This is a genomic window from Ventrimonas sp. (assembly GCF_048380235.1).
GTDB lineage: Bacteria > Bacillota > Clostridia > Lachnospirales > Lachnospiraceae > Brotaphodocola.
This window is the reverse complement of sequence record NZ_DBFCCJ010000040.1, coordinates 17,591-39,412: the sequence shown is the minus strand read 5'-3', so window position 1 is coordinate 39,412 and position 21,822 is coordinate 17,591. Positions and strand designations below refer to the sequence as shown.

The 21,822-nt window shown below is 52.2% G+C and carries 18 protein-coding genes and 2 pseudogenes; all 20 read left to right on the top strand.

From position 1 onward, the window contains the following. Positions 1-7: 7 nt before the first annotated feature. The 20 genes and pseudogenes from ACMP1L_RS06835 (at position 8) to mreD (ending at position 21,810) form a co-directional block, all read left to right on the top strand. Entirely contained in the window at positions 8-1,198 is a 1,191-nt protein-coding gene (locus ACMP1L_RS06835; RefSeq protein WP_177303921.1) for a sporulation protein YqfD, read from the top strand. Positions 1,199-1,236: 38 nt separating this feature from the next. Beyond that, positions 1,237-2,256: a PhoH family protein gene (locus ACMP1L_RS06830; protein WP_118732217.1), complete on the top strand. Its 1,020-nt coding sequence runs from the start codon at positions 1,237-1,239 to the stop codon at positions 2,254-2,256. Between the two features lie 63 nt (positions 2,257-2,319). Then, complete coding sequence (gene ybeY / locus ACMP1L_RS06825) at positions 2,320-2,817, top strand: rRNA maturation RNase YbeY (RefSeq protein ID WP_118532552.1); 498 nt, start codon at positions 2,320-2,322, stop codon at positions 2,815-2,817. After that, positions 2,814-3,977, top strand: a complete 1,164-nt coding sequence (locus ACMP1L_RS06820) for a DUF3048 domain-containing protein (protein ID WP_418452441.1) — start codon at positions 2,814-2,816, stop codon at positions 3,975-3,977. Before ybeY ends, ACMP1L_RS06820 begins: the two co-directional genes overlap by 4 nt. Before the next feature lie 53 nt (positions 3,978-4,030). Next, entirely contained in the window at positions 4,031-4,429 is a 399-nt protein-coding gene (locus ACMP1L_RS06815; protein ID WP_418452439.1) for a hypothetical protein, read from the top strand. A gap of 68 nt (positions 4,430-4,497) precedes the next feature. Then, positions 4,498-5,730: pseudogene (locus tag ACMP1L_RS06810) on the top strand (BaiN/RdsA family NAD(P)/FAD-dependent oxidoreductase); the annotation flags it as partial. Positions 5,731-5,733: 3 nt separating this feature from the next. Further along, positions 5,734-7,362 carry an NAD(P)/FAD-dependent oxidoreductase gene (locus ACMP1L_RS06805; RefSeq protein WP_418452436.1) on the top strand — a complete coding sequence of 543 codons (1,629 nt, stop codon included), beginning with the start codon at positions 5,734-5,736 and terminating at the stop codon, positions 7,360-7,362. A gap of 8 nt (positions 7,363-7,370) precedes the next feature. Continuing rightward, positions 7,371-8,228 carry a glutamate 5-kinase gene (gene proB, locus ACMP1L_RS06800; protein WP_418452434.1) on the top strand — a complete coding sequence of 286 codons (858 nt, stop codon included), beginning with the start codon at positions 7,371-7,373 and terminating at the stop codon, positions 8,226-8,228. Between the two features lie 12 nt (positions 8,229-8,240). Then, positions 8,241-8,468: a DUF896 domain-containing protein gene (locus tag ACMP1L_RS06795; protein ID WP_118732212.1), complete on the top strand. Its 228-nt coding sequence runs from the start codon at positions 8,241-8,243 to the stop codon at positions 8,466-8,468. Continuing rightward, positions 8,440-9,003: pseudogene (locus tag ACMP1L_RS06790) on the top strand (5-formyltetrahydrofolate cyclo-ligase); the annotation flags it as partial. The gene ACMP1L_RS06795 and the pseudogene ACMP1L_RS06790, both read left to right, overlap by 29 nt. Before the next feature lie 24 nt (positions 9,004-9,027). Beyond that, on the top strand, positions 9,028-10,272 hold the full coding sequence (locus ACMP1L_RS06785) for a glutamate-5-semialdehyde dehydrogenase (RefSeq protein ID WP_418452475.1): 1,245 nt from the start codon (positions 9,028-9,030) through the stop codon (positions 10,270-10,272). Continuing rightward, complete coding sequence (locus ACMP1L_RS06780) at positions 10,272-10,922, top strand: histidine phosphatase family protein (protein WP_177303914.1); 651 nt, start codon at positions 10,272-10,274, stop codon at positions 10,920-10,922. Before ACMP1L_RS06785 ends, ACMP1L_RS06780 begins: the two co-directional genes overlap by 1 nt. Positions 10,923-10,951: 29 nt before the next feature. Continuing rightward, complete coding sequence (miaB, locus tag ACMP1L_RS06775) at positions 10,952-12,484, top strand: tRNA (N6-isopentenyl adenosine(37)-C2)-methylthiotransferase MiaB (RefSeq protein WP_118732306.1); 1,533 nt, start codon at positions 10,952-10,954, stop codon at positions 12,482-12,484. A 21-nt stretch (positions 12,485-12,505) separates the two neighbouring features. Continuing rightward, a complete protein-coding gene (gene mutS, locus ACMP1L_RS06770) occupies positions 12,506-15,151 on the top strand; it encodes a DNA mismatch repair protein MutS (protein ID WP_418452474.1) in 2,646 nt (881 codons plus the stop codon). Between the two features lie 21 nt (positions 15,152-15,172). Beyond that, positions 15,173-17,308: a DNA mismatch repair endonuclease MutL gene (mutL, locus tag ACMP1L_RS06765; RefSeq protein WP_418452433.1), complete on the top strand. Its 2,136-nt coding sequence runs from the start codon at positions 15,173-15,175 to the stop codon at positions 17,306-17,308. 15 nt (positions 17,309-17,323) lie between these two features. Next, complete coding sequence (gene miaA / locus ACMP1L_RS06760; protein ID WP_418452431.1) at positions 17,324-18,322, top strand: tRNA (adenosine(37)-N6)-dimethylallyltransferase MiaA; 999 nt, start codon at positions 17,324-17,326, stop codon at positions 18,320-18,322. Next, a complete protein-coding gene (locus ACMP1L_RS06755) occupies positions 18,309-19,589 on the top strand; it encodes a methionine gamma-lyase family protein (RefSeq protein ID WP_373243173.1) in 1,281 nt (426 codons plus the stop codon). The genes miaA and ACMP1L_RS06755 overlap by 14 nt, the downstream gene beginning before the upstream one ends. A 137-nt stretch (positions 19,590-19,726) precedes the next feature. Beyond that, positions 19,727-20,419 (top strand): RadC family protein, encoded by a 693-nt coding sequence (gene radC, locus ACMP1L_RS06750; protein ID WP_118732205.1) that lies wholly within the window; start codon positions 19,727-19,729, stop codon positions 20,417-20,419. Positions 20,420-20,422: 3 nt separating this feature from the next. Further along, a complete protein-coding gene (mreC, locus tag ACMP1L_RS06745; protein ID WP_118732204.1) occupies positions 20,423-21,298 on the top strand; it encodes a rod shape-determining protein MreC in 876 nt (291 codons plus the stop codon). Further along, positions 21,295-21,810 carry a rod shape-determining protein MreD gene (gene mreD / locus ACMP1L_RS06740; protein WP_118732203.1) on the top strand — a complete coding sequence of 172 codons (516 nt, stop codon included), beginning with the start codon at positions 21,295-21,297 and terminating at the stop codon, positions 21,808-21,810. Before mreC ends, mreD begins: the two co-directional genes overlap by 4 nt. Positions 21,811-21,822: the final 12 nt, after the last annotated feature.

Genomic DNA, 21,822 nt, shown 5'->3' with positions numbered 1-21,822 from the left:
ACAGAGTATGCGGTGGCTGAAGCAGCATTACACCGGATATGTGCGCGTACGTCTGACAGGACGCTCACCGGAACGCTTTTTCAACCTGTGCCGGAGCAGCAAAATCCTGCTTTGGAATATTGCCTGTGAGAAAGAAGAATACCGGTTTTTTCTGCTCTTGCCCGATTTTTACCGGATCCGCCCATTTGCAAGAAAAGCCGGGGTGCGAGTCCGCATCCAGGAAAAACTGGGACTGCCCTTTTTTTTATATCGGAACCGGAAGCGAAAGCTGTTTGCCGTTGGGGCGGCTTCGTTTTTTCTGCTGTTGTTTGTCCTTTCCCATTTTATCTGGAATATCAGCTTCTCCGGAAACCTTCTTTTCACGGATGACATGCTGACAGGACAGCTTCGGGAAATCGGGGTCTGCTATGGAATGCCCAAAAGAGGCGTGGACTGTGACAGGATCGAGGAGGAACTCAGAAGCCGCTGCTCCCGGATTGTCTGGGTATCTGCCCATGTATCCGGGACCCGGCTGCAGATCCGGATACGGGAAAATGAGACAGCGGATGGTATTCCCCTTCGGGAAGAATCACCAAGAAACCTGGTGGCTGAAACAGCAGGAACGGTCGTTTCCATCCTGGTGAGGGCCGGAAAAGCGGTAGTACAGCCCGGGGATGAGGTGGAAAAGGGGCAGATTCTGGTAGAAGGGATGCTGCCGGTCACCAACGATTCCGGGGAGGTGGAGCGGACTCTGTTTGTGCGGGCCGATGCCGATATCCGTCTGCGGACAACGAAGATCTACAGGGAATGGGTGCCGCACTTTCAAACAGTGCGGAGCTATACCGGAAAGATGCAGCGGGGCTTTCGCCTGCGGGCCGGAGCAGTGGATATTCTGGCCATGCCTCCGTTAGCCGGGAAACGAAACTGGGATCTGACCGGTGTTTCCAGACAGATCGTTTTATTCGGAGATTTTTTTCTTCCGGTCTGGACCGAAGCAATTACGGCCAGGGAGTATGAGAAGGTAGAACGAAAACGCACGAAAACAGAGCTAAATGACCTTACAAAAGCAGTTCATGAAAGAAAATTACAAAAATTAACCGAAAAAGGGGTACAAATAATCGAAAATGATGTTAAAATATTAGATAACAGTAACGGCTGGATAATCTGCGGGAGCATGACCGTGGAAGAGGAGGCCGGAACCGGACAGAAGCTAGAATAGTACACAACGTGTGAACAGTAAGGAGCAGATAATACAGAATGAGTGTAATTGAGACTATAATTGATATCCCGGCGGAGCATGAGAAAAATGTGTGCGGACAGTTTGACGGCTATTTAAAAAAGATCGAGAGGACACTGCACGTGACGATTGTTGCGAGAGATGGAGCCATCAAGCTGATCGGGCCGGAACTGATGATCCGCCGCGCCAAGAGCGTGTTCAACAATCTGGTGGAGCTGTCAAAGCGCGGCAACGCCATTACCGAACAGAACGTGGACTATGCTCTGTCTTTGTGCTTTACCGAGTCAGACGATGCCATTCTCGAGATCGACAAGGACATTATCTGCCGGACCATTAATGGAAAGCCGGTGAAGCCGAAAACCGTAGGACAGAAACAGTATGTGGATACCATCCGCAAGAAGATGATCGTCTTCGGTATCGGACCGGCCGGAACCGGAAAAACCTATCTGGCTATGGCCATGGCAATTTCTGCGTTCAAAAACGGCGATGTGAACCGCATCATCTTAACCAGGCCGGCTATTGAGGCTGGCGAGAAGCTGGGATTTTTGCCGGGTGACCTGCAGAGCAAGATCGACCCGTATCTGCGGCCGCTTTATGATGCCCTGTACCAGATCATGGGAGCGGAGAGCTTTCTGCATAACCAGGAGAAGGGACTGATCGAGGTAGCGCCGCTGGCATACATGCGGGGACGTACCCTCGACAATGCCTACATCATCCTGGATGAGGCACAAAATACCACACCGGCCCAGATGAAGATGTTCCTGACCCGTATCGGTTTTGGCTCCAAGGTCATCATTACCGGTGACAAGACCCAGAAGGATCTGCCGAGCGGAGCGGTATCCGGTCTGGATGTAGCCATGAAGGTGCTTGGAAAGATCGATGATATCGGTTTCTGCAACCTGACCAGCAACGATGTAGTGCGTCATCCGCTGGTTCAGAAGATTGTACAGGCCTACGATGATTACGAAAAGAAGAACCCGGCAAAACAGCCGCCGAAGGAAAAAACACATCGGTTAAAAGAGTTCAAATATCGCAGATAGCAGAGACGATAAAAGCAAAACATGCCGGGCGGGGAATATGCTTGGCAGAAAGGCGGAATATACATGACCATTAATATTGAATATGAGACAGACAAGCCTTTGGATGTGGATTATGAAAAGGTTGCAAATGACATCATACCTGCAGCGCTGGACTATGAGAAGTGCCCTTATGAGGCTGAGGTGAACCTGATTTTGACAGATAATGACGCGATTCAGGAGATCAACCGGGATTACCGCCAGATCGACCGTCCGACAGATGTATTATCCTTTCCTATGATTGATTTTGAGAAGGAATCCGATTTCAGCCATGTGGAGGAGGCTGTGGAGGATTATTTCAATCCGGAAACCGGAGAGCTGATCCTGGGCGATATCATTGTCTCTGTGGAAAAGGTGATCGAGCAGGCTGAAAAGTATGGCCATTCCAGAGAACGGGAGCTGGCGTTCCTCATTGCCCACAGCATGCTCCATCTGTGCGGCTATGACCATATGGAAGACGCAGAGCGCGAGGTAATGGAAACCAGGCAGAGAGAGATACTGGCAGGAGAGGGCTATCATAGATGAGAAAAAACAAGGGGAAGAAGTATGCGTTTGGGGTTATGGCAGCGTGGTGTCTTGCAGTGGGGGCTGCAGCACTGACCGGCTGCGGCACAAAAGAAGTACATAATAAGATCACCGTGGAATCTTCCGTAGAAGAAACCGCGGCAGAAGCCATCGAGATTGAAACCGAGGCACCGCAGACAGAAGCGCCGGAAACTGAGGCGCCGGATCCGGATGAGCAGGAGCCGAGGGTGGAGAAAGACGGCAGGATTCGCAGCTATCTGACCGGTGAGATGGTGCCTGTCTCCCAGGGCAACCGCCGTCCGCTGGCTATTATGATGAGCAACGACAAGGCAGCACTGCCGCAGTATGGCATCAACCGGGCCGGGGTCGTTTACGAGGTACCGGTGGAAGCTACCATGAACCGGTATCTGGCTATTATGGAGGATTACGATGACTTAAGCCGGATCGGTTCTGTACGCAGCTGCCGAACCTACTATGTGTATTTTGCCAGAGAGTTTGATGCCATCTACGCGCATTACGGACAGAGTACCTTTGCAAAGCCATATTTGAAATTCATTGATAACATCAATGGCATTGAGGGCCAGGGAAGCACGGCTTACTTCCGTTCCAGGGACAAAAAAACTCCGCATAACGCCTACGCCAGCTTTGAGGGCATTCAGCGCGCCATTCAGAAACTGGGCTACAGTCAGGAATATAACGCAGACTATGACGGACATTTTAAGTTTGCGAAGGAAGGAACACAGGCCGTTATGCATGGTGCCGATGTTCGGGAAGCCTACAAGGTAACACCGGGTTATAAGCTGAATAATCCGTGGTTTGAGTACCATGAAGATGACGGACTGTATTACCGCTTCCAGTATGGCGGTCCGCATATGGGAAATGAAGGGCAGATTGCCGTGAAGAACCTGATCATTCAGTACTGTCCGGCAGCCTATTATGCGTCCACTGAGTACCGCAATATCAATGTGCAGGCAGATACCTGGGGCTATTACATTTCCAATGGACAGGCAGAGGATATTACCTGTGAGAAAGACGGAGAGTTCGGTGTGACGCACTATTATGATGCGTCCGGCAATGAAATCGTACTGAATCCGGGGAAGACCTGGGTCTGCATCTGTACCACCAACGATATGCAGCCGGCAAAGATCGAAGGAAAGTAAGCACCGTATAAAATCAAAAAAATAAGCAGATACTATACTTGGAGGGATTTTCCATGAAAAAGTATAGGATCTGTTTATTTTTATTTCTGGGGGTTAGCCTGGTCTGTGTCCTGATCGCGTTTTTTGTGCGGCGCAATTGGGAAAACAGTGGGGCTGTGGACACACCGGAAACTGCAATAGAACGCGATACAGTACCGGAAACGGTGACAGAGGACCAGATGGCCGCGAATAACGATCATGTGCAGGCGGTTGCGGAAGGCAGGGAAATCTATTATCTGGTTGCGGAGGATGGTATACTTCTCGTGTTTTTAAAGGACCGGAAAACCATCTGTCTGTATACCCATGTGCCGTTGATGGATTTTCCGCCTGATGAGCGCGCAAAGCTGCGGGAAGGGCTCTGGTTTTCTTCCATGGCAGAGGTATTTAACTATCTGGAGTCCTACACAAGCTAAAAACTGCTTGAAAAGAAAGGGCAAACTGGATACAATAGTATCCAAATGACGAAAAATTACGGCGGAGGAAAAACGTGAAGAAAAAAGTACTGATTATCGGAGGAGGGGCTTCCGGACTTATGGCGGCCATCATGGCAGCCAGAGAGGGTGCAGAGGTGACCATTCTGGAGCATATGGACCGGGTGGGAAAAAAAATCCTGTCCACGGGAAACGGGCGGTGCAACATGACAAACCTGTCCGTGCGGCCTGAATATTACCGGAGCAGCCAGAAACTGTTTCCCATGAAGGTACTGGATCGTTTTTCTGTCTGGGATACCCTGAGCTTTTTTGACGGGATCGGCATTGTAACGAAGAACCGGAATGGCTACATTTACCCGAATTCGGATCAGGCTGCTTCCGTACTGGATGCGCTGCGCTTTGAAACAGAGCATCTGGGCATTCAGACGGTACTTTCCTGTCATATCAAAAACGCGTGGAAGGCGAAAAATGGCATGTTTACCGTGGAGAGTGATCAGGGGCTGTTTCAGGGAAACAGCCTGATCCTGGCGGCTGGTTCCAAGGCAGCTCCGGTGTCCGGTTCCGATGGCAGCGGTTATGAGCTGGCAAGATCCTTTGGACACACCGTTGTAAAGCCTCTTCCGGCACTGGTACAGCTGAGGTGCAGGGGTACCTTTTTCAAACAGCTGGCAGGTGTGCGCTGTGAGGCAGTGGTGCGTCTGGTGAGTAACGGAAAGACCCTGGCGGCTGATGAGGGCGAGGTGCAGCTGACAGATTACGGTATTTCCGGCATTCCGACCTTCCAGGTAAGCCGTTATGCGGCACGTGCCCTGGATGAGGGAAGACAGGTCAGCGCATTGCTGGATTTCTTCCCGTCAAAGAGCATGGAAGATACCAGAACCATGCTAAAACAGAGAAAGGCAGCATTGGGATACCGGCCGTCTGGGGAGTTTTTGAATGGAGTTCTGAATAAGAAGCTGGCCGCCGTACTGTTAAAACAGGCTGGCATTCCGCTTGATGTTACCTGTGCGCGCATCAAAGACAGCCAGCTGGAGACACTGACTGTGCAGGTGAAGCAATTTGAAGTGCCGGTTATATCCACCAACAGCTTTGAGCAGGCCCAGGTATGCTGCGGCGGCGTGGACACACGGGAACTCAGGCCGGATACCATGGAGTCAAAGCTGGTGAAGGGTCTGTTCCTGGTGGGAGAGCTGACGGATGTAGACGGCATCTGCGGCGGCTATAACCTGCAGTGGGCCTGGAGCACCGGGGCCGTGGCAGGAAGAACGGCAGGGAGAAATTAAATTATGATACGATTAACACAGATCAAGCTTCCGGCAGACCATACGCCGGAGATGCTCACAAAGAAGGCAGCGAAGCTTTTACGGATTTCGCCGGAAGAAATCCGGGAACTGCATATCCGCAAGCGCTCGCTGGATGCAAGAAAGAAGCCGGAACTGTTTTACAGCTATACAGTCGATGTTTCGGTCAAAAGGGAAGCTGAGCTTATACATAAGCTGAAAAATCCACAGATCAGTCTCTGCAAAGAGGTGCGCTACCGGTTCCCGGAATCCGGTGAGACGGTGTTAAAGGAGCGTCCGCTGATCATCGGAACCGGGCCGGCAGGCTTATTTTGCGGTCTGATGCTGGCAAGGCAGGGCTACCGCCCTGTTTTGCTGGAACGAGGAAGCGCAGTGGACGAGCGACAGAAAAAGGTGAACGCGTTCTGGCAGGGAGGCGCGCTGGATATGCAGACCAATGTACAGTTTGGCGAGGGCGGCGCCGGCACATTTTCTGACGGCAAACTGAATACTCTGGTGAAAGATCCTCTGGGACGCGGAAAACTGGTCCTGGAGCTTTTTACCGAGTTCGGCGCGGATCCTTCTATTTTGTATGACCATAAACCACACATCGGTACGGATGTGCTGGCTGAGGTGGTTAAGCATATGCGTGAAGAAATCATCCGCCTGGGCGGAACCGTACGGTTTGATACGCAGGTGACAGATCTTCTGACGGAACAGAGCCGGGTATGCGGTGTGAAGATTTCCTTTGCAGATCCGCAGACAGGCGCTCCGGTGGAGGAAGAAATCAAAAGCAGTGTGGTGGTGCTTGCCATCGGGCACAGCGCAAGAGATACCTTTTCCATGCTGCTGGACCGGAAGGTCCCCATGGAACAGAAGGCGTTTGCGGTGGGACTGCGTATCCAGCATCCTCAGAAGATGATCAATCTCTCCCAGTATGGGCGGGAGGAGGCCGGAGCCCTTGGCGCGGCAAATTATAAGCTTACCAGACAGACAAAAAGCGGGCGCGGTGTATACAGCTTCTGTATGTGTCCGGGTGGTTATGTGGTGAATGCCTCTTCCGAATCCGGACGGCTGACGGTAAACGGCATGAGCTATCACAACCGTGCCGGAGAGAACGCCAACAGTGCCCTGATCGTTACGGTCACGCCGGAGGATTTTCCGGAGGGCGGAGCCCTTGGAGGCGTGGCATTCCAAAGAAAACTGGAGGAGGCAGCATACCAGGCAGCCGGCGGCAAGATCCCGGTACAGCTTTACGGAGATTTCTGCCAGAATGTGATCAGCCGTAAACTTGGCGGGGTAAATCCCCAGATGCGGGGCGAATGGGCTTTTGGTGATGTCCGTTCCATCCTGCCGGAGCCGCTGAACCTGGCGCTGATGGAGGCTATGGATGGCTTTGGACATATGATCCGCGGCTTTGACCGGCCGGATGCCGTTTTTGCGGGCGTTGAGAGCCGCACCTCATCCCCGGTGCGTATCTGGCGGGATGAACAGTTTGAGAGTGAGCTGCGGGGACTGTACCCCTGCGGTGAGGGCGCCGGTTATGCGGGCGGCATCACCTCTGCGGCGATGGACGGCGTGAAGGTAGCTGAGGCCATTGCAAGACGTTACAGATTAGATGAAAAGGATAAATAAAGCGGGATATGAATGATTTCAGAAAAAAACTAAAGGATAAAAAACGGATTGTTATCAAGATCGGTTCTTCTTCCCTGACCCATGAAAATACCGGGGAACTGAATCTCTTTAAGATTGAAAAGCTGATCCGTGTGATCTGCGATCTGAAGGGAGAGGAAAAAGACGTAGTACTGGTTTCCTCCGGTGCCATCGCGGCCGGACGGCAGGTTCTTGGCGGTCAGAAACGCCCTCAGACCATTTCTGAAAAGCAGGCTTACGCGGCGGTAGGACAGGCCCGCCTCATGATGGTGTACCAGCGGCTCTTTTCTGAGTACAACCACATTGCGGCGCAGGTGCTTCTGACAAAGGATACCATGACGAATCAGGATTCCCGGATCAATGCCCAGAATACCTTTGAGGAGCTTTTGAGACTGGGAGCAGTGCCGGTCGTCAACGAAAACGATACGGTTTCCACCCACGAAATCCAGTTCGGTGATAATGACCGGCTTTCTGCGATCGTGGCAGCACTCATCGGCGCAGATCTTCTGATCCTGATGTCCGATATTGACGGACTGTATTCGGAGGATCCCCACAGGAATCCGGATGCAAGATTTATCGGCCTGGTTGAGGAGATCACACCGGAACTGATCGGCATGGGAGGCGGCTCCGGAAGTGATGTGGGAACCGGCGGTATGGCGGCCAAGCTGGCTGCAGCCCGGATTGCCACAGACAGCGGATCTGACATGATCATCTGCAATGCGGATAATGTGGATGTGATCCATGAACTGATAAACGGAGAAGAGAAGGGAACGTTATTCCTGGCACATCCAAACCGGGATTTTGATCTGATGGATTATATCAATACCAAATATGAGACAGGAAAGTAAAGGAGAATCACTATGGATCAGAGCAGTATCGACCGCATCAACGCCCTCTACCACAAATCCCAGGCAGTGGGGCTGACCGAGGAAGAAAAGGAAGAGCAGGCGAGACTTCGCAAGGAGTATATAGCGTCTATCAAAAACAACATGAGAGCGCATTTAAATAACATTTCGATCAGGGAAAAGGACGGCACTATTACCGATCTTGGAAAGAAATATGGCGGAATCAAAGATACCCAGTCTTAAAAACAAGATCCGCAGTCAGATCCGCATGCTGCGGGCAGAGCTGCAAAAGCCGGAAGCCATTGGACGAAAAGAGACTATGGACGCGCAGATCCGGGAACAGGTACTGGCGCTTTTAAGCCGCCTGCGGGCAGAAAAAAAGATCCCGGATACCGTGTATCTGTATGCTTCATTTGGTGGAGAGGCAGATACCTTTCAGCTCATGGATGCGCTGTGGCAGCAGGACTATCTGGTGGCGCTGCCGCGGGTGGCCGGAGAGCGGATGGATTTTTATCTGGTGCGGAGCAGAAAAGACCTGGTCCCGGGCTTTCGGAATATTCCGGAACCGGCAGAGCACTGCGAAAAAGCATGCTGCCCGCAGGCTGTGGTGATCACGCCGGGAACAGCCTTTACCAGGGCAGGCGACCGCATGGGATATGGCGGCGGCTTTTATGACCGTTTCTTTTCGGAGGAGCCGGAGCATAAGCGGGTGGCGGTCTGCTATCCGTTTCAGATTTTTTCCAGGCTCCCTGTCGAGGAGCATGATAAGACGATGGATTATGTGATAACAGGAGGATCAGGCATGGATTTGAGAGTGATCGGTGTCCGCGCAAAGGAAGCGGCATCCTATTTAAACAGTCTTGGTATTACAGAGAAAAATGAAGGCCTGCGTCAGGCAGCCCAGGCACTCCTCGATGGGGAAGAGGATATTCTGACGGCAAATCAGGAGGATGTGATACGGGCATCGGAAAACGGCATGAGCCAGGGACTGATCGACCGTCTGGAGCTCACACCGGATCGTCTGCAGGCTATGGCAGATGGTCTGCTGCAGATCGCCAGGCTGCCGGATCCGGTGGGAGAGGTGGCATCCATGAAGCCAAGACCAAACGGTCTTCTGATCGGCGAGAAGCGTGTGCCGCTTGGCGTGGTCGGCATGATCTATGAGGCGCGTCCCAATGTGACATCCGATGCCTTCGGTCTGTGCTTTAAGACCGGAAACGCCGTGATCTTAAAAGGCGGAAGTGATGCCATTGAGTCCAATAAGGAAATCGTGAAATGGCTTCGGACCGGACTTTCCCGTGCGGGACTGCCGGAAGACTCCCTGCAGCTGATCACCGATACAGACCGGGCGGTGACCACGGAGTTCATGCGCCTGAATGAGTTTGTGGATGTGCTGATCCCGCGTGGCGGCGCCGGACTGATCCGCAGTGTCGTACAAAACAGCACTGTGCCGGTCATTGAAACTGGTACAGGCAACTGCCATATCTATGTGGATGAGACGGCAGATTTTGAGATGGCACTGAACATCATCGAGAATGCCAAGACTCAGCGCATCGGCGTCTGCAATGCCTGCGAGTCCCTGGTCGTACATAGAAGCATTGCGGAGAAATTTCTCCCGCTGCTGGCAGCGCGTCTTGCAGAAAAGTCTGTGGAAGTGCGGGCAGATGAGGCGGCAAGAGGAATCGTGCCGGAGTTTTCCGCAGCCACGCCGGAGGACTGGGGGACGGAGTATCTGGACTATATTTTGTCTCTGAAGCTGGTGGATTCCCTGGATGAGGCAATCCGCCATATCAATCGTTACAATACCGGTCATTCCGAAGCGATCATCACGCAGGATTACAATCACGCCCAGGAATTTCTGAACCGGATTGACGCGGCAGCCGTCTATGTCAATGCGTCTACCCGCTTTACCGATGGCGGAGAGTTCGGCTTTGGCGCTGAGATTGGCATCAGCACCCAGAAGCTTCATGCAAGAGGACCGATGGGCTTAAAGGCGCTGACCACCACGAAGTATATTATCTACGGAAACGGGCAGGTGAGACCATAATGAAGCTTTACATTATCCGGCACGGAGAAACCTCCTGGAATGCAGAGGGACGTCTTCAGGGTCAGACAGACATCCCGTTAAATGAAAATGGCATCCGGCTGGCGAAGATCACCGGTGAGGCATTAAAAGAGGTCCCCTTTGATCTTGCCATATCCAGTCCGTTAAAGCGGGCAAGGCAGACAGCGGACCTGGTGTTGGCGGGCAGGCAGGTCCCGGTGCTTGAGGATGCCCGGATCGAGGAACTGAGCTTTGGCTCATGGGAAGGACTTGGCTGCCGCAAAGCAAATTTTGAGATCCCGTCAGAGCATTTTCAGGACTTTTATCAGGATCCGTTTCATTTTCAGACGGCAGCAGACGGAGAAACGATCACACAGCTCTGTGCCCGTACCAGGGCATTCTGGGATGAGCTGGTAAGCAATCCGGACTGGAAGGATAAGACGATTCTGATTGCCAGCCATGGATGCGCCTGCAGGGGTATCCTGCACAATGTGTATGAAGACAAGACAGATTTCTGGCATGGAAAGGTTCCGCCAAACTGCGCGGTAAATATTGTGTCGGTAGAGAACGGAAGGGCAGTTTTGGAGGCAGAGGACCGGATCTATTACGATCCGTCCGAGTGCGTGGATTTCCGTACAGGGAAGAAAATTTGAAATATCATAATGTGAATAATGAGGTAAAGATGAAAATATACAAACAGAACGAAACACCGGAATTTGAAATGATCCGTGCTGCGGCGCCGGAGGATGATGGCGCACGCCAGTACTATTTTATAGAACAGGCAAAAATCTTATGGAAGCAGCAGTTTGAAAGTCTGGCAGACAGCGGGGAGGCCGCAGGACGCTATGAGAGTGAACTGCTTTTAAGACTTCAGGCAGAAGGAAAATACGGTACCTTCCACATCGCAACCTTCGGCTGTCAGATGAATGCCCGGGACTCCGAGAAGCTTTGCGGAATTTTAGAAGAGATCGGCCTGCTGGAAGTGGAATCCGAGAATGCAGATCTGGTGCTTTACAATACCTGTACGGTTCGTGATAACGCAAACCAGAAGGTGTACGGCCGTCTTGGCTATCTGCAGACCTTAAAAAAGAAGCGTCCCGGCATGATGATCGCCCTGTGTGGCTGCATGATGCAGGAACCGTCCGTAATTGAAAAAATCCGAAAGAGCTATTCCTACGTGGATCTGATCTTTGGTACTCATAACATCTTTAAACTGGCAGAACTGTTATGCTGCCGCATGATGAGTGAAAACCGCATGGTAGTAGATATCTGGAAGGATACGGACAAGATCGTGGAGGAGCTTCCTGTGGACCGGAAATATTCCTTTAAGTCCGGTGTCAACATTATGTTTGGCTGTAACAACTTCTGCAGCTATTGCATCGTGCCGTACGTGCGCGGACGGGAACGCAGCAGAAAACCGGAGGATATTGTAGCCGAGATCAAAAAACTGGTGGCAGACGGAGTGGTAGAGGTAATGCTGCTCGGTCAGAATGTAAACTCTTACGGAAAAAATCTGGAAGAGCCGATGACCTTCGCACAGCTGCTGCGTGAGGTGAACAAGATCGAAGGCCTGGAGCGTATCCGCTTCATGACCTCCCATCCGAAGGATCTTTCCGATGAGCTGATCGAGGCCATGCGCGACTGCGAGAAGGTCTGCAATCATCTGCATCTACCGCTGCAGTCCGGCAGCAGCCGTATTTTAAAGCTGATGAACCGCCATTATGATAAGGAGCGTTATCTGATGCTGGTGGATAAGCTTCGCGCGGCTATTCCGGATATTGCCCTGACCACGGATATCATTGTGGGCTTTCCGGGCGAAACGGAGGAAGACTTTGCGGAAACCATGGATGTGGTGCGCCGTGTCCGCTATGACAGCGCTTTTACTTTTATTTATTCGAAGCGTACCGGAACGCCTGCCGCAGCGATGGAGCAGGTACCGGAAGCAGTTGTAAAGGAACGTTTTGACCGCCTGCTCAAAGAAGTCCAGGAGATTTCCTCCGAGGTCTGCGGACGTGATCTTCACACGATACAGAAGGTTCTGGTGGAGATGCCGGACGACCACAAGGAAGGCTATGTGACCGGACGTTTGAGCAACAACACAGTAGTGCATTTCCCGGGAGATGAAAGCCTCATCGGAAAGATCGTGGATGTATGGCTGGAAGAGTCTAAGGGATTTTACTACATGGGAAAGCAAGTGGAAGGACAGGAGAGTTAAAACGTGGCTGGATTATCACCAATGATGGCCCAATACATGGAGACCAAAAAACAATATAGTGACTGTATTTTATTCTATCGCCTGGGCGATTTCTATGAGATGTTCTTTGATGACGCGCTGACCGCGTCCAGGGAATTAGAGATCACTCTGACCGGAAAGGAATGTGGACTGGAGGAACGCGCACCCATGTGTGGCGTTCCTTATCATGCTGTGGACAGCTATTTAAGCCGTCTTGTGCAAAAGGGCTACAAGGTTGCCATCGCAGAGCAGATGGAGGATCCGAAGTTAGCAAAGGGCCTGGTAAAACGTGAGGTGATCCGCGTGGTGACACCGGGCACCATTACCAGTGCCCAGGCGCTCGATGAGACCAAGAATAATTATCTGATGGGGATCGTTTACCTGGCAGATAAAATGGGGGTTTCCGTGGCAGATATCACCACCGGAGATTTCCTGGTAACGGAGGTTTCCACCGACCGTGCCCTGTTTGATGAGATCAATAAATTTTCTCCGGCAGAAGTCATCTGCAATGATGCGTTTTCCATGTCCGGGATCAGCCTGGAGGATTTGAAGGACCGGTATCACTTTACGGTATCAGCCCTGGATTCTCATTTTTTCCAGGATGACAGCTGCCGCAGAGTGCTGCGGGAGCATTTTAAGGTGGGAAGCCTGGAGGGACTGGGGCTTGGAGACTATGACTGTGGTGTCATCGCGGCAGGTGCCGTGCTGCAGTATCTGTATGAGACCCAGAAGAGCACGCTGGATCACCTGACTACCATTGTGCCTTATGCAACCGGAAATTACATGGTGCTGGATTCTTCCACCAGACGAAACCTGGAGCTTCTGGAGACGATGCGGGAGAAGCAGAAGCGGGGAAGCCTTCTCTGGGTACTGGATAAGACCCGCACGGCCATGGGCGCCAGACTTCTTCGTACCTGGATCGAGCAGCCGCTGATTTCCAGGGAAGATATCTTAAAGCGCCAGAATGCGATCGAAGAGCTGAACTTAAATTACATAAGCCGGGAAGAGCTGGGGGAATATTTAAATCCGGTCTATGATCTGGAACGCCTGATCGGACGCATCAGCTATAAGACCGCAAATCCGAGAGATCTGCTGGCATTTCGCAATTCCATTGCAATGGTGCCGCATATCAAGAGGCTTTTGGGTGAATTCACATCGGATGCCTTAAAAGAGCTGGAACAAGAGCTGGATCCGCTGGAAGATCTGGAGGACCTGATCACCCGCGCGATCGTTGAGGAACCGCCGATCACGGTCCGTGAGGGCGGAATGATCCGGGATGGCTACAATGAGGAGGCAGACCGCCTGCGCCATGCAAAGACCGAGGGCAAGACATGGCTGGCTGAGCTGGAAGCAAGAGAGCGTGAAAGCACCGGTATTAAGAACCTGAAGGTCAAATACAACAAGGTGTTCGGTTACTACTTTGAGGTTACGAATTCCTTTAAAGATCTGGTTCCGGAATATTTTATCCGCAAACAGACCCTGACCAATGCAGAGCGCTACACTACGGATGAACTCAAGAACCTGGAGGATGTGATCCTGGGAGCAGAGGATAAGCTCTTTTCTCTGGAGTACGACCTGTTCTGCGGGGTACGGGATGCCATTGCGGCAGAGGTTGTGCGGATCCAGAAGACAGCCCGTGCCATTGCGGCAGTGGATGTGTTCGTATCTCTGTCTGTCGTGGCTACCCGAAGCAACTACGTGAAGCCGCAGATCAACGAAAAGGGCACCATTCAGATCAAGGGCGGCCGCCATCCGGTGGTAGAGAAGATGATGCGGGATGATATGTTTGTGGCAAATGACACGATCCTGGATAATTCCAGGAACCGCATCTCCATCATCACAGGACCAAACATGGCCGGAAAATCCACCTACATGCGTCAGACAGCCCTGATCGTTCTAATGGCGCAGATCGGCAGCTTTGTTCCGGCGGACCAGGCGAATATCGGTATCTGTGACCGCATCTTTACCCGTGTGGGCGCTTCCGATGATCTGGCAAGCGGCCAGAGTACCTTTATGGTGGAGATGACCGAGGTAGCCAATATTCTGAGAAACGCGACCCGAAACAGTCTGCTGATCCTGGATGAGATCGGACGCGGAACCAGTACCTTTGACGGACTGAGCATTGCCTGGGCTGTCGTGGAGCATATCAGCAACACCCGGCTGCTGGGAGCAAAGACCCTGTTTGCTACGCATTACCATGAGCTGACAGAACTGGAAGGTCTGATGAGCGGTGTCACCAACTACTGCATTGCCGTGAAAGAACAGGGCGATGACATTGTGTTCCTGCGAAAAATTGTAAAGGGCGGGGCTGACAAGAGCTATGGTATTCAGGTAGCAAAGCTGGCCGGAGTACCGGATTCGGTGATCAGCCGCGCGAAAGAGCTGGTGGAGCAGCTGGTAGATTCCGACCTGACAGCAAGGACCCGCGAGATTGCGGAAGGCAATGCGCCTGCGGGCCATAAGCCGGTACCGAAGCCGGATGATGTGGAAATGAGCCAGCTTACCCTGTTTGATACGGTGCGTGAGGACGATATCATCGAAGAACTGAAAAATCTGGAGCTGGGCAATATGACGCCGATCGACGCGTTGAATACCCTGTACCGGATGCAGACAAAGCTGAAGAACCGCTGGAGCGGGAACGAGAAATAAAGACTAATGCGGGAGGTACACATGCCGAACATTCATGTACTGGATCAGAATACCATCAACAAGATCGCAGCCGGCGAGGTCATTGAGCGTCCGGCTTCGGTGGTGAAGGAGCTCCTGGAGAATGCGATCGATGCGAAGGCAACTGCGGTCACGGTGGAGATCCGTGAGGGAGGAATTTCCTTCATCCGGGTTACGGACAATGGCTGCGGAATTGAAAAGGATGAGATCCCGCTGGCATTTCTGCGACATTCCACCAGCAAGATCCAGTCTGTGGAGGATCTGTTTACCGTATCCTCCCTGGGATTCCGGGGGGAGGCACTTTCCAGTATTGCCGCGGTTGGGCAGGTGGAGCTGATCACCAAGACCAGCCGTTCCTTAACCGGAAACCGTTATCAGATCGAAGGTGGCCAGGAGCGGGGGCTGGAGGAGATTGGCGCTCCGGACGGAACGACATTCATCGTGCGGAATCTGTTTTACAACACGCCGGTACGCCGGAAGTTTTTAAAGACTCCCATGACGGAGGGGGCCCATGTGGCAGATTTGGTGGAGAAGATCGCGCTGTCCCACCCGGAGATTTCCATCCGCTTTATCCAGAATAATCAGAATAAGCTGCATACTTCCGGCAACCATAATTTAAAAGATATCATTTACACGGTTTACGGGCGGGAAATCACTGCAAATCTGATCCCGGTGTCTGTCACCGGGGAAGCCTTCAGTGTGGAGGGCTTTATCGGAAAGCCCGTCATTGCAAGGAGTAACCGTAACTTTGAAAATTATTATATTAATGGAAGATATATCAAGAGCAATATCATTTCGAAGGCCATCGAGGAGGCTTACAGGCCGTTTATGATGCAGCACAAGTATCCGTTTACCATGCTGCATTTTAAGATCGAGCCGGAATTTCTGGATGTGAATGTCCATCCGACGAAGATGGAGCTGCGCTTTCAGAATGGAGAGAATGTATTTCGCATGGTGCGGGATACCCTGGCGGAGGCGCTGCGCCACAAGGAGCTGATCCCGAAGGTAGAGCTGGTGGAGGAAGAGCGGGCACGAAAATCCGTGCCGGAAAAACGGATCCCGATCCCGGAGCCATTTGAGCAGAACCGGCTAAGGAAGGACAGCGCCGGTCTGTTTGACACCAGACGGAATATGGCAGACAGCATCGCGGATCATATCGTGCTGCGGGAGACTCCGGAGGAATACCGGATGAAGACCAGACCGGGAGAGCAGCCTGCGCTGAAGGCCACCTCCCAGATCCGCAGTGAGCGCAGCGGACTTCTTCGCACGGAGCAGCGGGCGGAGGAAATACAGCAGTCAGAAAAACTGCAGCAGCCATCCGGTTATCGCGTGAACGAGGTGCTGACGGCACTGTTAAAGCAGGAGCCAGGAAGAACCGAGTCAGCCGGGGAGCCGGAAGCAAGCCAGATGCAGGAGGCGAAAGTCAGCGAACCGGAAGCAAAGCAGGTGCAGGAGGCGAAAGCCAGCGAGCCGGAAGCAAAGCAGATGCAGGAGCCGCCAGCCGGGGAGCCTGCGGTTCAGCTGGATCTCTTTGAGGAAAAGCTCCTCGAACCCCGGTCCCGCAGCCGCCACAAGCTGATTGGCCAGCTGTTTGCCACTTACTGGCTGGTGGAATTTAAAGACCAGCTTTACATCATCGACCAGCATGCGGCTCATGAGAAGGTCCTGTATGAGAAGACCATGAATTCCTTAAAAACCAGAGAGTATACCTGTCAGCAGATCCATCCTCCCATTATCCTGACTTTGGGAAGCCGGGAGACACTGATGCTGGAGAAGAACATGCAGATCTTTACGGACATCGGATTTGAGATTGAGCCGTTTGGAGGCAAGGAATATGCAGTGCGTGGTGTGCCGGATAACCTGTTTACCATTGCGAAGAAGGAACTTCTGATGGAGATGCTGGACAGCCTTTCCGAGGATACCCAGGCGCGGAATGCGGATATGATCTATGAAAAGGTGGCATCAATGTCCTGCAAGGCTGCCGTAAAGGGACATGATGTGTTGAGCGCGGCAGAGGCAGACGCCCTCATCGACCAGCTGCTTGGGCTGGAAAATCCATACGCCTGCCCGCACGGCAGACCAACCATAATTGCCATGAGTAAATATGAACTGGAGAAAAAGTTTAAACGAATTGTCTGACAGGGGGGAGCAGCTATGAAACAGCCGCTGATCATTCTCACCGGACCGACCGCGGTGGGAAAAACAGCTTTATCCATTGAACTTGCCAGGGCGCTGAACGGAGAAATCATCAGCGCCGATTCCATGCAGGTGTATCGCCATATGGACATCGGGTCGGCAAAAATCATGCCGGAAGAGATGGATGGGATACCTCATCATCTGATCGACGTGCTGGAACCCTGGGAAGAGTTCAATGTGACCAGGTTCCAGGCTATGGCGAAGGAAGCTATGGCCGGTATTTACAGCCGCGGCCATGTGCCTATTGTAACGGGAGGCACCGGATTTTACATCCAGGCGCTAGCCTATGATATTGATTTTACGGAAAATGAAGACCACAGCGGGATCCGGGAGGAGCTGGAGCAGCTCGCTGCAGAGAGAGGCGAGGAGCATTTGCACCAGATGCTGGCACAGATCGATCCGGAATCTGCCAGAGCCATTCATGCCAACAACGTCAAGCGTGTCATCCGGGCGATCGAGTATTACCGGCTGACCGGAGAGAAGATTTCCGAGCATAATAAACGGGAACGGGAGAAAACCTCTCCCTATGACCTCTATTACTATGTTCTGACGCGGGACCGCGCTGCGCTTTATGAGCGGATTGACCGGCGGGTAGACATCATGATGGAGCAGGGACTGGTGGATGAGGTGAAGCGTTTAAAGGAGATGGGCTGCACCCGGGATATGGTGGCCATGCAGGGACTTGGATATAAGGAAATCCTGGATTATCTGGATGGAACGATCAGCCTCGGGGAAGCGGTATACATCATTAAGCGCGACACCAGACATTTCGCGAAACGTCAGCTCACCTGGTTTAAGCGGGAGCGGGATGTGCGGTTTATTGCCATGGATGACAGGAACGCACCGTGGGTGAAACTGCCGGACGGAACCGGTCAGCCGGAAGACGATCAGCAAAAAATATTAACATATATCTGTAATGACTACTTTGGAGGAAGAAACAAACATGGAATTGAATGAGATGTACGAGGGACTTGGCATAAGTGAAAAGGTCCTGAAATTCGGAACAGAAATAGAAGAAAGCTTAAAGGAACGTTTTGAGGCGATTGACGAGAATGCGGAATATAACCAGATGAAGGTGCTGAAGGCCATGCAGGAGGCCCGTGTCAGTGACATTCATTTTGCTGCAACCACCGGATATGGCTACAATGATCTGGGTCGTGACACTCTGGAAGAGGTATATGCAAAAGCCTTTCACGGTGAGGATGCCCTGGTCCGCCCGCAGCTGATCTCCGGCACCCACGCCCTTCATGTGGCATTGTCCAGCAATCTGCGTCCGGGCGATGAGCTGCTCTCGCCGGTTGGAAAACCGTATGATACCCTCGAAGAGGTTATCGGCATCCGTGAGTCTGCCGGTTCCCTGAAAGAGTACGGTGTCATCTACCGTCAGGTGGATCTGTTAGAAGATGGAAGCTTTGATTATGAGAATATCCGCAAAGCCATTAACGAGAAGACAAAGCTGATTACCATTCAGCGCTCCAAGGGCTACGCAACCCGTCCAACCTTCTCCGTAACCCAGATCGGTGAACTGATCGCATTCTGTAAGAGCGTAAAGCCGGATGTGATCTGCATGGTAGACAACTGCTATGGCGAATTCGTAGAGCGCATTGAGCCGACGGATGTGGGCGCAGACATGATCGTTGGCTCCTTAATTAAGAATCCGGGCGGCGGCCTGGCACCGATCGGCGGTTACATTGTGGGCAGGAAATCCTGTGTGGAGCAGGCCTCCTACCGGTTAAGCGCGCCGGGACTCGGAAAAGAGGTGGGTGCAAGCCTGGGACTGAACCAGTCCTTCTATCAGGGGCTGTTCATGTCTCCGACGGTTGTGGCAGGTGCACTGAAGGGTGCGATTTTTGCAGCTAATGTTTATGAAAAGCTGGGTTTTGCAGTGGTTCCAGACAGCACCGAGTCCCGTCATGACATCATCCAGGCAGTGACGCTGGGAACGCCGGAAGGCATGATCGCATTTTGCAAGGGCATTCAGGCAGCAGCGCCGGTAGACAGCTTTGTTTCTCCGGAGCCCTGGGATATGCCTGGCTACGATGCGCCGGTCATCATGGCAGCAGGCGCCTTTGTACAGGGCTCTTCCATTGAGCTGAGTGCCGATGGCCCGATCAAGCCGCCGTACGCTGTGTATTTCCAGGGCGGTCTGACCTGGTATCACGCAAAGCTTGGCATTTTAATGTCACTGCAGAAAATGGTGGACGCAGGCATTGTGGCCCTGTAGTCCGTGCAGCGAAAAAATTATTAACCATTTCTAAAGTTTTCCATTTTTTGTATACACGATATTTGATTTGTGGTAAACTAACTATATCTGTGGTTTTCCTTCCGCTTCGTACTTGGAGAGGGAATGGAGGGTGAATCATGAGACACACAAAGATGAAAGAACTGCCCCATGAGGAGCGGCCATATGAACGCTGCGTAAAGTCCGGTCCGGAATATTTGAGTGACGCACAGCTTCTCGCTGTGATCCTCCGGACCGGAAGCACGCAGGAGAGCGTACTGGAACTGGCCGGCCGGATCCTGGAGCTTGGAGGTCCCGGAGAAGGAATTCTGGGACTTTTACATTTGTCCCTGCCGGAGCTTATGAGTGTCAAAGGCATCGGACAGGTGAAGGCTATCCAGCTTCAGTGTATCGGAGAGCTTTCCAGGCGTATCTGGAAACGGAAGGCCATAAGGAGTCCGGTGCGTTTTAATGAGCCGGCCCAGGTGGCAGAATACTATCAGGAAGATTTGCGTCATAAGGAACAGGAAGAGTTCCACATGATGCTTTTTAATACAAAACAGAATATGATCGGGGATGTGACGCTCACCAAAGGAACGGTGAACGCGTCTCTTGCCACACCGAGGGAAATCTTTATCCAGGCACTGAGATTTCAGGCAGTAAGTCTGATCCTGGTGCACAATCATCCCAGCGGCGACCCACAGCCAAGCAGGGAGGATATCCTCCTTACCAGGCGGGTGGAGGAAGCCGGCAGGATGATCGGCATCCCGGTGCTGGATCATATTATCATAGGTGACGGCACTTATGTCAGCATGAAAGAACGGGGATTATAACAGATGGAATCAAAACGCAGCAAATACATTCTGATCGGATTGTCGGTTTTCTGCATTCTGCTGATCGGCATTACATCCTTTAAGGATGGTTTCTTAAATCCGCTGAGAAGCGGTGTGGGTTATGTGTTAAACCCGATCCAGTCGGGGGTGAACCGGGTGGGAACCTCCCTCTACAACGGCATCAGCAATTACAGTACCTTGCACAGTGCCATGGCAGAAAAACAGGCCCTTCAGGAGCGCATCGATGCCCTGGTGGAGGAGAACAGCCGTCTTCAGTCGGAACAGTTCGAACTGCAGCGCCTGCGGGAGCTTTATGATCTGGACCAGGACTATATGCAGTATCAGAAAATCGGTGCCCGGGTCATTGCAAAAGACTCCGGTGACTGGTTCCAGGTATTCCGGATCAACAAGGGCTCTGCGGATGGTGTTCTCGTGGATGCCAATGTGATCGCAGGAGGAGGCCTCGTAGGAATTGTCACGGATGTTGGAGCCCATTACGCCACGGTACGTTCCATTATCGATGATGTGAGCCGTGTCAGCGGAATGGCCCAGCAGTCCGGCAATACCTGCATTGTTGCCGGCGATCTGACGCTTTTTGAGGAAGGACGCCTGCGGATCAGCAATGTCGCGCAGGATGCGGATTTTAAAGACGGAGACCGGATCGTGACCTCCAATATCAGTTCCAAGTTCCTGCCTGGCATTCTGATCGGCTATGCTGCGGATATGACCACCGACCAGAACCGTCTGACCAAATCCGGTTACCTGATCCCGGCTGCCCAGTTTGACAGCCTGCAGGAGGTTCTGGTCATCACGACACCAAAAGAAGAACCGCAGCAGGATGACACAGAAAAAACAGAGGGGGCACAGACTGGCTCATGAAACGGATCTTATTAAATGTGGTGCTGATGATCCTGGCTTTTACGGTACAGAACTGTGTATTTCCGCTGATCCCGTTTCTTACCGCAACGCCGAACCTGCTTCTGATCCTGACCTTTTCCTTCGGATTTATTTACGGAAAGAAAGCCGGGCTGCTATATGGCCTGTTTGCGGGAATTTTACTGGATCTGTTTTACAGCGGTCCTTTTGGCTTTTATACGCTGCTGTTTATCAACATCGGCTATTTCAACGGCATCTGCACCCAGTACTACTATGAGGACTATATCAACCTGCCGCTGGTCATGAGCCTGGTCAACGAGCTGATCTATAACCTGTATATTTATGTGTTCCGTTTTCTGATCCGGAACCGGCTGGATTTCCTTTATTACGCAAGGGAGATCATCATTCCGGAGCTGATTTTTACGGTGGTGACGACCCTGCTGATCTACCGCTTCTTTCTGTCAGCCAATCGCAGACTGGACGAGATGGATAACCGCCGGGAACGCGAATACTAAACAAGAGATACA